General features: G+C 36.0%; 7 protein-coding genes and 1 pseudogene. 4 read left to right on the top strand and 4 right to left on the bottom strand.

Features of this window, described 5'->3' with window-relative positions; all coding sequences use genetic code 11:
- Positions 1 to 157: 157 nt before the first annotated feature.
- From R3E91_03695 to asd, 4 genes and pseudogenes are all read right to left on the bottom strand, one after another.
- Positions 158 to 268 (bottom strand): SEC-C metal-binding domain-containing protein, encoded by a 111-nt coding sequence (locus R3E91_03695; GenBank protein ID MEZ5315299.1) that lies wholly within the window; start codon positions 266 to 268, stop codon positions 158 to 160.
- Between the two features lie 123 nt (positions 269 to 391).
- Positions 392 to 3187: pseudogene (gene secA / locus R3E91_03700) on the bottom strand (preprotein translocase subunit SecA).
- 144 nt (positions 3188 to 3331) lie between these two features.
- Positions 3332 to 4642 carry a tetratricopeptide repeat protein gene (locus tag R3E91_03705; protein MEZ5315300.1) on the bottom strand — a complete coding sequence of 437 codons (1311 nt, stop codon included), beginning with the start codon at positions 4640 to 4642 and terminating at the stop codon, positions 3332 to 3334.
- A gap of 38 nt (positions 4643 to 4680) precedes the next feature.
- Positions 4681 to 5568 (bottom strand): archaetidylserine decarboxylase, encoded by an 888-nt coding sequence (gene asd, locus R3E91_03710; GenBank protein ID MEZ5315301.1) that lies wholly within the window; start codon positions 5566 to 5568, stop codon positions 4681 to 4683.
- Positions 5569 to 5846: 278 nt separating this feature from the next.
- On the opposite strand from asd, the gene mnmE reads away from it, so the two are divergent.
- The 4 genes from mnmE to R3E91_03730 all read left to right on the top strand — a co-directional run bounded on the left by mnmE (position 5847) and on the right by R3E91_03730 (position 13018).
- Positions 5847 to 7223, top strand: coding sequence for a tRNA uridine-5-carboxymethylaminomethyl(34) synthesis GTPase MnmE (mnmE, locus tag R3E91_03715; protein ID MEZ5315302.1), 1377 nt, complete (start codon positions 5847 to 5849; stop codon positions 7221 to 7223).
- A complete protein-coding gene (gene nth / locus R3E91_03720; GenBank protein ID MEZ5315303.1) occupies positions 7220 to 7828 on the top strand; it encodes an endonuclease III in 609 nt (202 codons plus the stop codon). The genes mnmE and nth overlap by 4 nt, the downstream gene beginning before the upstream one ends.
- 221 nt (positions 7829 to 8049) lie before the next feature.
- Positions 8050 to 9243, top strand: a complete 1194-nt coding sequence (brnQ, locus tag R3E91_03725; protein MEZ5315304.1) for a branched-chain amino acid transport system II carrier protein — start codon at positions 8050 to 8052, stop codon at positions 9241 to 9243.
- Between the two features lie 148 nt (positions 9244 to 9391).
- A complete protein-coding gene (locus R3E91_03730; GenBank protein ID MEZ5315305.1) occupies positions 9392 to 13018 on the top strand; it encodes a DEAD/DEAH box helicase in 3627 nt (1208 codons plus the stop codon).
- The last annotated feature ends 34 nt before the right edge of the window (positions 13019 to 13052 follow it).

A 13052-nucleotide genomic window follows, 5' to 3' on the forward strand; every position in this document is an offset into this window, starting at 1 on the left:
AGAAAAGGTAAATTTTAATTGATAACAGATACAAATTTTGAGAATTTTGTATGGATTGATCTTTAGTGATTTTCCATTTTTCATGGATCATGATAGCGCTAATTTTTGGAATGGAACATGCGTGTAAATTTTCTTTTTAGGATCGGATCACGCTAAGTTAGAGGATCGATTTTTCAAGCCCACAGCATTTTTTATATTTTTTCCCGCTCTTACATGGACAAAGATTATTACGACCTATTTTTGTAGCATGGGTAATTGGACGATTCACGGGAGTTTCTGGGGGAGCAGGATGGCTAGAGGGAAGGGGTGTTGAAGTAGGATCGAAAATCAGTCTATTCGTTTCAAGGTTAATTTGATTAAGAAGATTTTGAAAAAGTCCAGTTTGAAGAGATGAAATTTGTATTTTAAAGAGATTCCGTGCGATTTCAATCTGCAAAGATTGAGTGAGTTCATGAAACAAACGAAATGCCTCATGTTTAAATTCAAGAAGAGGATCGCGTTGAGCTACGGTATGAAGGCTAACTTCAGAGCGTAAATGATCCATAGCAAGTAAATGATCTTGCCAAAGTGCATCAGTTTTATAAATGATAATGGCACGTACACTATTTTTTGCAAGAATGTCACCATTGACTTGAGAATGGTTTTCATTGATTTGATCTTTTTCGTGAGCATATTTGTCTTCAAAAGCGGCAATGACTTTTTCTGCTGCCATTTTTTGAATAGTCTCTAGATTATAGTCATCTTTATCAAAATAATGTTCCTTAAAATGGATAGGAAAGAGACTCATGAGCCAGTGACGGTAGCCTTCTGGATTCCATCCCCCTTCTTGAGAGAGAGTTTTAAAAAATCTTTGACCTGCTATTTCACAGACATTCCAAAGTAAATCACGAGCATTAGAGAGGATGTCTGAGCTTTGAAGAATTTCATTCCGAAAATTATAAATTTCTTGACGTTGCTTATTCATCACATCATCGTACTCAAGAGTATATTTACGTATGGTGTAGTTACGTCCCTCAACCCGTTTTTGAGCTGTTTCAATTGAGTGATTTAAAATTTTAGCTGAAATGGCTTCTCCTTCAGGAGGACGAAATCGTTGAATTAGGGAGTTGAGTTTGGGTGATGCAAAGAGGCGCATTAACTGATCTTCAAAAGAGATGAAAAATTTTGAAGAGCCTGGATCCCCTAGACGTCCGCTACGTCCAGATAGTTGTCTATCAATTCTTCTAGACTGATGACGAGTGGTTCCAATCACATGGAGTCCACCTAGATTGGCTACGCCTGGTTGTAATTTGATATCTGTCCCACGACCAGCCATATTGGTCGACACAGTGACTGCACCCTTATGTCCAGCTTGAGAAATAATTTCCGCTTCACTCACATGTTGCTTAGCATTTAATACAGTATGATTAATATGATTTTGTTTTAAAATTCGGGATAATTTTTCAGAAACTTCTACTGTTTCTGTCCCAATGAGGATGGGCCGTTCTTGCTCATGAATACGTTGAATTTCTTTGAGAATTGCATTATACTTTTCTCTTTCTGTCATGTAGATCTCATCGTTATAATCTTTGCGGATGCATTTTTTATAGGTTGGAATTTGAAGGACTTCAAGTTTATAGATATCTTTAAATTCATTGGCTTCGGTAATCGCTGTTCCTGTCATTCCAGCTAGTTTTTCATACATCCGGAAGTAATTTTGCAGCGTAATTGTGGCATAGGTTTGAGTTTCTCGCTGAATAGCGACTCCCTCTTTTGCTTCAATAGCTTGATGAAGACCATCGGAAAAACGACGTCCTGGTTGAGGACGTCCTGTATTTTCATCAATGATGATGATTTTATCTTCATTGACGATATAGTCGACGTTACTCTCCATTAAAAGATGTGCTCGCAAAAGCTGTCGAATATTGTGAGATCGCTCTTTTCGATGAGCATCTTCTTCATTCAAAGCAAGTTTTTTTTGCAGTTTTTCTTCTTCTTTCAAAGTGATGTCTTGATCCACTTGTGCATATTCGTAACCAAGATCAAGCATGACGAAATCGGTCGCAGTCCCTCCTTGGATTTTAGACCAGGCTTGAATGCCTTTATCTGTCAATTCAAAATCACTGCTTTTTTCGTCGATGACGATAAATAATTCTGCAATTGTTTGAATTTTTTCTTCTTTGTTTTGATCTGAATGAAAGTAGAGATCCCATTTATCAATTTCTCCCCTTAAATCAGGATTTTCACGTACACGACGCAGAATGCGATTATTAGGCATCCCTTTGCTGACAAGCCAAAGAGATCGACAGGCTTTATAAATGTTTTCAAGAGTTTTTTTTTCTTTTGGAAGACATTCCGTTTGTAAATAGGGAGCAAGAGTTTTTTGTGCTTCTGTTGCTAATGTTCCACAAAGATCACGTTGCATTCTGACAAGAACAGAGATTCCCTCTTTAAGTTTGTCATACATTTGAAAGCTTTTAGAGGTTGGACCTGAGATAATCAACGGAGTGCGCGCTTCATCAATCAGTATCGAGTCTATTTCATCGACAATGGCAAAATAGTAACCACGCTGGACCTGTTCTTCAACAGAAGCCGCCATGGAGTTATCACGAAGATAGTCAAAACCAAATTCTGAAGCCGTTCCATAGACAATATCTTGTTCGTAGATGTTTTTACGCATGCTCTGAGGAGTTTCATGAGTTAAAACTCCAGTTGAGAGACCTAACCAACGAAAAATGGAACCGACCCATTGACAATCACGATTCGCTAGATAATCATTCACTGTGACAAGATGGACAGGTTTTCCTGTCAGTGCATTTAAATAAAGAGGCATTGTAGCTGTCAATGTTTTGCCTTCTCCTGTTTGCATTTCAGATATATGTCCCATATGCAGCGCAATTGCACCAATAATTTGGACATCATAAGGAACCATATCCCATTTTTGATTGTATCCAGAGACATGTACTTCAGTTCCACACATGCGATAACAGGTATTTTTAATCAATGCATAGGCTTCAGGAAGAAGTTGATCAAGAGAGGTGCCCTCTCGATACCGTCTTTTAAATTCCTCAGTTTTTTTCTTTACTTCTTCATCTGACAGAGTCTGGTATTGCTTTTCCCATTCATTGACTTCCCTGACAATTTTCCATAGCCGTTTGACTTTTCTTTCTTGAGAAGAGCCGAAAATTTTTCTTAAAAACCCAAACATCATATTTACATCTTTATGTTAATAACACAAATATACAGCTAATAAGCTTATGTCACAAGATCATAGCATCGATACCAATAGAGAAGTTTTTAATTTAGAAGAGAAGAAATAGGCAGTAAAATTGCAAAAACAGTTAATAGTTTTTTAAGCGACTAGTAAACGCGCTAAATGGTGTCCATTTAGGGGATGATTTTTACGTAAATTTCTTAATGCTTGCTGTCTACGTGTTTTTTCTTCTTTAGATACATCATGTTTAAACAGCGTCATTTGTATCCGATAAGCTCGTTGGAAGTTTCCAATACGTGCTTCGCAAGCACTCAGAATTTCCCAAGACATGAGATCATTTTTTAATTTTAGCGCAATATGAGCAAAGCTAATCCCTTTTTCTGGATAAAGCGTTTGTGAGAGTCCTACTCCAAACATCCATGCAAGAGCTCTATATCCATGTGGATGCGAAGGAAATATTTGAATCAATTTTAAATAGATGTGTTCTGCTTCGAGCCATTTGTTTTGATTTTCGAGCGCAAGGGCATAATGGGAATAAATAGATGGCTCGGGTTGAGTTTTTTGAATCACTTCGTATAAATAACATTCTGCATAACGATATTTCTTGATACGTAGGGCACATAGACCGGCCTCTTTAAGCAGAGCGGGATTTTTTTCTTCCCATAATTTGCTTGATTGATAGATCAGTAAAGCTTTATGCATATGCCCTCGTTCTTGCAAACACATTCCAATGCCTAAAGTTGCAGTTAAATCAAAGGGATTTTTATCCAAAAGTGTACGAAAAATTTGTTCTGATTGAGCTAAATTACCGAGTCGTCTATAAGCATTGGCCAACTGAGTAGTTAATTGATGATTTTTATGTTTGAATTGAAAAGCTCGTTTATAGAAGCGAATAGCTTCATGGAATTGCTTTCGTTCAAAAAAAGTTTCGCCGACAAGGGCAAATAATTCACCATTATGAGATTTTTTAATCCAAGGTTCTAATAAATCGAAGGCTTGTTCCGGATAACCTGTACGATTTAAGGCTTTTGCAAGTGCGAGAATCTCTTTTTCTCCTCGCATGATTGGGGTGCACACACGGAAAGCTTCTAGAGCTTCGTTAGGGCGATTCATTTCGAGAAGAGTTAATCCTTCTTCCATTCTAAAAAAGAGTTCTTCAGGATAGTTATGAGCAGCTTTAATAGATTTTTCAAGAGCTTCTTTAAGGTAACCTGTTCCTCGTAGAACTTGTATTTCTAAGCAAAGCACCTCTTTGCCTCCACGCCCAACTTCTAAAATAGGGATGAGTAGATCCTGAGCCCCTTTCCAGTTACCTAATAAAATTTGTTGAGAGGCTCTTTTCATATTTTTTTGGATCATTTTTGAAGACAAATAAGGAGTTTGAATCCAATCACGAATAGCCAAGTAGAAAATAAAAGCCAATGTGATTAGGGAAATTAAGATAAACATAACTATCTCGATACCAAAATAAATAATTTAAACAAATATTAAATATTATTTTCTATTGGTTGTCCAAAAAGACACAGTGTTTCAATCTTTTGAGAAGAATTCTCTAGTAAATAAGAATCAATTTGAATCGTATCGGGTTCAAAAAGCAGAATTAATGAAGAACCTCCAAATGAAAAAAATCCTTTTTCATCTCCTTTTTTGTAATATTTCCCTGGATGATAAGTTTGATGGATTGAACCCACCGCAGTAGCACCAATTTCTATGTAAGTAATTCTTCCATGTTTCGCCGTTTCTAGAGAGGTGATCATTCTTTTATTTTCGGTAAATACTTCAATACGTTGTCTAACAGAAATAGGGTTAACAGAGTAAAGAGAACCATTGATAAGTTGAGCAGTGTTCGGTAAACAGTCACAAGGAAAGTGAAAGCGATGGTAATCAGTCGGAGATAAACGTGCAAGAATCATACTTCCTTCCTCATAGATACGCGCAAGATCTGGATGTCCTATGAGTCGTGTTAATTCAAATTTTTTCCCTTTTACAAGAAAGCCGTCGCATTTTTTTATATTTTGATGAAAAAGATATCTTCCATCAGCTGGAAGGATCAGTCCTTTTGCAAGAGGGCGTGCTTTTTTTTTTAATTTTCTAGTAAAAAAATCATTAAAAGAGGGAAAAGCGTCAATGTCTTTTTCAAATTCAGAGGGGTCAATCTTATATTTCTTGATGAAAGGAACAATTTTTCTTTTAGTGAAAGGAAGGGATTGCCACCATCCACAAAGAGTTGAAATCAGGGGTATAGAAGAGAGACGTTTAACTAAGAGACGACCAAGACGAGAACAATAGAGAAAACGCAAAGCGGATTCGCCATAGATGTCTTCTTTTTTCAGCTCTCCTGTGTTTCGTTCTCTATAAAAAAGGATTGGAATCAAAGTTTTGCTTTCCTGAATGTGATGATAAACATCTATTTTTTCAAAAAATAGGCAAGCTAAGAGTTCTTCAGTATGTTATTGCACAGTGACAGTTGTTTTTTATACCATTGCTGTTATAAGCCTCTAGTTTTTTTGAGCAAATAACCTTTTCCCATCATATTTATTAGGTCTTTGACCTATTCTTGGTATTTAATTCAAAAGAACTCCAAACAAAAAAGATTGGGACTAGAATCTTCATTATATTAGAATATATCTATTTTATTGAGGCTTGTAAAGATATGGATTTTGTCCATTCTTCTTTTAAACCCGGAGAGACAATTGCAGCCATTGCGACTCCTCTTGGAGAAGGAGGCATTGGGATTGTACGGATTTCAGGTGATCAGGCGATTAGAATTGCAAATTGTATTTTTTCTGGTCCTGTGGATTCTTATTCTTCTCATACAGCTCATCTTGGGTTAGTAAGGGATACGAATGGAGATCGCATCGATCAAGCTCTACTCCTGATTATGCGTGCTCCTAAGTCTTATACTGGAGAAGATACGATTGAAATCCAATGTCACGGAGGGGTGATTGTTACAAGAAAAATTTTAGAAGCAGCGCTCTCAGCTGGTGCTCGTGCTGCGCTTCCAGGAGAGTTCACATTCAAAGCATTTATGAATGGGAAAATCGATTTAAGTCAAGCTGAGGCAGTTCAAGAACTAATCAGCGCAAAAAGTGAAGAGGCTTTTTCTATCGCAGGAAAGCAACTTGAGGGGAAATTGTCTGAAAAAATAGCTGCTTTCCAACAAGAGCTAAATCGCATAGGAGCAATTTTTGAGGCTTGGGTTGATTTTCCAGAAGAGGGTCCTTTTTTTCTTGCAAAAGAAGAATTATTGGTGAATTTGCAAGATTTAGCTAAAGAGATACAGTGTCTTATCAAGACGTTTCACGATGGAAAAAAACTCCAGCGAGGGGTTTCAGTGGGTATTATTGGAGCTCCAAATGCGGGTAAATCTTCGCTTATGAATGCATTATTAGAAGAAGATCGAGCCATTGTAACTTCGATTCCAGGGACAACTCGAGATCTTTTGTGCGAAGAGATCACGATGAGTGGTTTTCTTTTTCATTTAATAGATACAGCCGGGATTCGTAAAACTGAAGAAACTGTAGAAAAAGAGGGGATTCGTCGTTCTAGGGAAGTGCTTCATGAATCAGAATTAGTGTTGTTAGTGATAGATGGATCTACCCATTTAGAAGAAGAGGACTACGAACTTTTGTCAAGTGTATCAAATGAAAAAACCATAATTGTTTGGAATAAATCTGATCTTCCAAGAAAGGGGTCTCATTTGATGAATTTTCCATATCAGGTGGAAATCTCAGCTAAACATCATGTTGGATTAGATCAGTTAAAAGAACAAATCAATCGTTTGATTTGGAATAAAGGGACTATTGCAAAGAATGAGATATTAATTACTAAAACACGTCATCAAGAAGCATTAAAAGAGGCGAGTCAAGCTCTCGAATTAGTCATTCAAGGTCTAAATCAAGGGCTCTCTCCAGAATTTTTGTCTATAGACATAAGGACGGCTCTTAAGGGATTAGGACGTATTATTGGTACGAATATTAGTGAGGATTTACTATCTTCTATCTTTTCTCAATTCTGTATCGGCAAATGAATATAGAAATTGTTCGTACTCTTTTGAATCAATATATTCCAAATCCTCAAATCCCTTTATTTCACAAAGATCCATATACTCTCTTGATTGCTGTTTTACTTTCAGCGCAATCAACAGATAAAATGGTCAATCGCATTACCCCTTTATTGTTTAAAAAAGCTTCAACTCCAGAAGAGATGGTAAAGCTTTCTGTTGATGAGATCCAATCGATTATTCAACCGATTGGATTATCTCCTCGAAAAGCCAAAGCCATTAAGGAACTTTCTTCTCAACTTTTAAAAAATCATTGTGGGAAAGTTCCTAATTCTTTTGCAGCCCTTGAAGCTCTTCCTGGTGTTGGCCACAAAACTGCATCGGTTGTTATGGTGCAAATATTTCATTTACCCGCTTTCCCTGTTGATACTCATATTTATCGTTGTGCACATCGTTGGGGATTGTCAAAAGAAGCAAATATAAAGTTAGTTGAACAAGATCTAAAAAAAAAATTTCATATCAATGAGTGGGGACGGATACATTTACAGATCATTCTTTATGCTCGACAATATTGTCCTGCACGTGGGCATAGTATGAATAAGTGTTCAATTTGTAGAACTTTAAAAAACTGAGATCCAAAATATTTTTTAGTAATGTTTTAGTAAAGAAGAGGAAGTTTCACTTGCAACTTTTTCATCTTACATTTAAAATTAGTTAGAGTGTTCTATATCAGCAAAATTCATTTAATTTCTCTCTTTACTCTCCTCCTTTTATAGAAAGGAGTTCTCTTCTTTCTAACTCAAGAATTTTTACTCATGATCCTAAATCTTTGAAGATGGTGAAAAAGGAAAATATGGCATTAACGAATCAAAAAAAAGGGACTATTTGGTCAACAGGCCTTGCAATATTTGCGATGTTTTTTGGAGCAGGAAATATCGTATTTCCTTTAGCCCTTGGTCAATTGACTCAAGATAAAATTTTTTTTGGTATTTTTGGCCTGATTATTACTGCAGTGATCGTCCCTCTCTTAGGACTATTAGCGATGCTTTTATATCATGGAAATTATGTTTTGTTTTTCCAACGTATTGGTAAAGTTCCAGGATTTTTAGTGACCATTATGATTCTTTCATTGATTGGTCCTTTTGGAGGGATTCCCCGTTGTATTACGATTGCTTTTTCGACTCTTGAGATCTCTGGTTTAAAAAATTTCTACGGATTAAACTTAACCACATTTAGTCTCATTTCGTGTGGAATCATTTATTTATTTACATTTCGTGCAAATAAAATTGTTTCTCTTTTAGGCTACCTCCTCACTCCTATTCTTCTCTTGTCTCTCGCTCTTATCATCGTGAAAGGATTTATTCAAATGCCTTATCCCGCTCCTTCTTTCTATTCGGGTCCCCAAATGTTTCTAAGAGGTCTGCTTGATGGATATAATACAATGGATCTTTTAGCCGCTTTTTTCTTTTCTTCAGTTGTTTTACTTTGTTTAAGAGAAAGTCATATAGTTAAAGAAGTTTCAGAAAAAGAAAACCGTTCATTCTTAAAAATCGCTCTCTATGGGAGCATTATTTCAGCCTGTCTGCTGACAGTTGTCTATCTTTCATTTTCTTTTATTGCTGCTGGTTTTAGCCCCAGTTTAGCTTTGCTGTCGAATCATCAAATGCTTGGTTCATTAGCTTACCAAATCTTAGGACCCTATGCTGGTATGGTCGCTTCTCTTGCTGTTTGTTTGGCCTGTTTAACAACAGAAATTGCTTTAACAGCCGTTTTTGCAGAATATTTGCATGAAAACTTTTTTAAACATAAAATTTCTTACCAGATTTCTCTATTCATCACTCTTGGGCTCTCTTTTTTAATTTCTACCCTGCATTTCGAAGGCATTGCTTCTTTTCTTGTCCCGATTTTGCAAGTCTTTTATCCAGCGCTTATCGTATTATGTGTTCTTAATATACTATATAAACTTTTTGATTTTCAGCCGGTTAAGGGGATTTTCTACGGAATATCTGGACTTACCTTGTTGATACGTTTATTCCTATATACATAGGGGTTTTGATCGAGGCTTTTGAAAAGAGCCATTGCTTTTTCAATGCGATCAATTGAATAGAAAAAAATATCGCAAAGAAGCCTATCGATCCCTAGGATCGGGCCGATCATCTGTGGAGAGATTTTTTTATGAGACAAAAAGATGAGTTATGGATTTAGAAATTTTTAGATTTCAAGCTGAGACAATGGTGAAAAACGGATGTGTTAGAGAGGTACTCTTTTCAAAAGGGACCTATCAAATAGAAGTTTATGATCCGGAATTTCAAACAGCTTTTTGGCCTTTTCTTCAGTTTGATGAGGAAGAAGTCATCGAGGATGCTTTTTGTTCATGTTCTTTAGAAAATGGGTTTGGATGTGTTCATCTCATGGCAGCTTATCTAAAGATAAGCAATAAAGGAGAACTTCTTCATTTACGCTTTGAAAATTCTTTTTGGAATGTACTCTGCACCTTGTCTGCTGATCATATTGGATATGAAGGGCACTGTTTAAAAAAAAAAGAAACAGGAAGATACATATTTCAAAATGCCATTTTTTTCATGATTCTAGGAACAAAGAAAAAAGCACAAGAAAGGCTTAGGAAGTGGGTTGAGGATAGGGTAGTTGAAACTCCAGAAAATTCGATTAAATTTTCTAATCTTTCTCAGGAAGAAATTCATTGGTGGCGTAAAGGAAGACCTAGCCCTGCTCTACGTTATTCTCTTTCTTTTTGGTCTGATTTGGCTAAATGGGCGTTATTACACGAAGATCAGGCATCAATTTGTTTTTATGAGGGATTAGAAGGATTACCAACTCATTTAAATGTCACTTTCCCAGATTTTGAGATGATTTGGAAAATGCAACCTAGAGATCTCGAAAAGTGGATTCCAACTCTTTCAACAATTGATAGCCCATTAAAACTTTTGCATAGAGTCGAAGGAAAAATTAACCACATCGATTACGATCGAAAAACCCGATCTTTTCATATCTCACAATCTAAAAAAAACATTAGAAAGCAAGGAGAAAAAACCAAAACCATTGGAGAATGGGATTATCTTTCTGGTAAGGGGTTTTTCTCTAAAAATGAAGATTTTTTTCTCGATTATAGATGCATTGAAGAGGAAAAAGTTTCTGAATTTTTGACAAATTATTCAGAGGTAATTCTTCCTTTTATTTTTATTGATAAAAAGCCGACTAACCTTTCTTATACTCTACACTTTGACCAGGATTGGCATTGGCATTTTAGGGCATATCTTTTTGAAAAAGAAGATCTGCAACAAGATGATGGACATCTATTTAAACACTGGGTCTATCTGCCTAATCGAGGATTTTTTGCAGTTAAGAATGTCTTGTTTAAAGAAAAAAAAGTGATTTTGTTTCCATTTCAGGTCTCTCATTTTGTTAACCATCATCGTATTTGGTTGAATGGACAAGAGGGATTTCAAACACATTTAGCAAGCATAGACGCTTATTTAACTTATTCCATTACAAAGAACCAAAATCTCTATTTTCATACAAAATCTCCTTTTCAATCGATAGATTCGTATGATTTTGGAGATTGGATTTATTATGGAAAATTAGGATTTTTTTCTAAAAAATATGCTCGTTTAGGTCCTGCAATACGTCCTGGCATGGAGATTTTTTCTGGAGACGTATCTGATTTTATCAAAAAGAATTATGAAGAAGTGGAGTGTATTCCTCATTTTTTTATGGACCATCTTCCTCTGACAGAAAGAGGATTGGAAATAACGGTTAAATCAGAGAGCTCTATTCAAATCAAGCCAGTGTGTAAAGGGGAAGAGCATATTTTCTTCTATGGAGATTTTGTTTACAAACAAGGAGAGGGATTTTATGAACTGCCAATGAATATGCGTCTGCCCCAAAAATACCAAATTGAAAGAATAATTTCCCAAGAGCAGTTAGCAGATTTTTTTACTCATGAATTGCCTCAAATTGCCACTTATCTTCTATTTATCGATAAGCGTTTAAAGTTACCTTATAAATTAGATCTTGAAGTGAGTGACCTTATGCGTACAAAGGGTGGAGATTTTAAAGCAAAATTTGAATTTCTCACTGAATATGGACGGATTACACTCACTGAAATTGCTCAAGGTTATCAAAAAAAACAACGTTATCTTTTCACAAATGGTGGATTCATTGATCTACATGATCAAAAATTCCAATGGATTCATCAATATATTCCATCAAAAGATTTAAAATTCATTGAATTGACTGCTCTTGAATTTATTCGACTTGACACCACTTTTCCTCTTCTTACTTCTTCCTTAGATAATCTAAATAGAAAGATGACCGATCAAATTTTGGAAGAATTTCGCGAATGTATTCCTTATGAAAAACCTGTCATTACGGGGTTAAAAAGCAAGCTACGCTTATATCAGGAAATCGGTTTGGATTGGTTATGGTTTTTGTATCAAAACAAATTGTCTGCACTTCTTTGTGATGAGATGGGCTTAGGTAAAACTCATCAAGCTATGGGATTAATCAGTGCAGCTTTGAATCAGGGAAAGAAATCTAAAAAAAAAATTTTAGTAGTTTGTCCTACCTCTGTGATTTACCATTGGCAAGATAAGCTAGAGACCTTTTTACCTGAAGTCACCTTACATACTTTCTATGGTCTAAATCGTGCATTAGAGGACATTCCAGATGAGGGAATTGTACTCACCACATATGGTATCCTTCGATTAGATAAGCATCTGCTGGAGAAAATATTTTTTGAGGTTGTAATTTTTGATGAAATTCAAGTGGCAAAAAATGCTTCGAGTCGGATTCACAAGGCACTGACTCATATTCAGGCGCGCATGCGTCTTGGCTTAACAGGAACTCCTATTGAAAACAATTTATATGAGCTGAAAGCACTTTTTGACATTATTCTTCCTGGGTATATGCCCTCAGAGGTACGCTATCGAAAAATATTTATCGATCCGATCGAGAGAGAAGATGATGAGAAAAAATCACTTTTGCGTCAGATAATTCGCCCTTTTGTTTTAAGACGTCGTAAAAGCGAAGTCATTCAAGAACTTCCTGCAAAAAGCGAAGATAAGTCCTATTGTGAGCTTTCTCAGCAACAATATGATCTCTATCAAGCCTCTTTTTCTAAAGACTATGATCAATTAATGATTGAATTACAAAACTCTCAGATGCCAGTTAACTATCTACATATTTTTGCTCTTCTTTCTCGGTTAAAACAAATCTGTAACCATCCTGCGCTTGTAGAAAAGAAGCCTCAGGATTATAAAAAATACCAATCAGGCAAATGGGACCTTTTTGTTGAATTGATTGAAGAAGCACGAGAGAGTGAACAGAAAGTGGTGGTTTTTTCCCAATATCTTCACATGCTTGACATCGTAGAAAATTATTTAAAAGAAAAAAGATGGGGCTATGCTCAGATTCGGGGGAAAACCGTGAATCGAAAGAAAGAATTAAAAAAATTCCAGGAAGATCCTAATTGTGTTGTGTTCATTGGCTCTCTACAGGCAGCAGGCCTAGGCATTGATTTAACTGCTGCAAGTGTGGTGATTATGTATGATCGGTGGTGGAATGCTGCTAGAGAAAATCAAGCGATTGACCGTGTCCATCGTATAGGTCAAAAATGGGGAGTACAAGTCTATAAATTGATTACAAAAGGAACAATTGAAGAAAAAATTGATCAGATGATTTCAAGAAAAGCTCAGCTTTTAGAAGAGATAGTGCATGCTGATGATCAGCTTGTTTTGAAAAAATTGACTCGCTCAGAATTAATCGAATTACTTACGTATGATCAGCTGATGAAAGAAAAATAAAAAAGGAAGGATTTGTCCTTCCTTTTTTATCATT

The organism is Chlamydiales bacterium, assembly GCA_041395025.1.
In the GTDB taxonomy this organism is placed as follows: Bacteria; Chlamydiota; Chlamydiia; order Chlamydiales; family JAAKFR01; genus JAJACP01.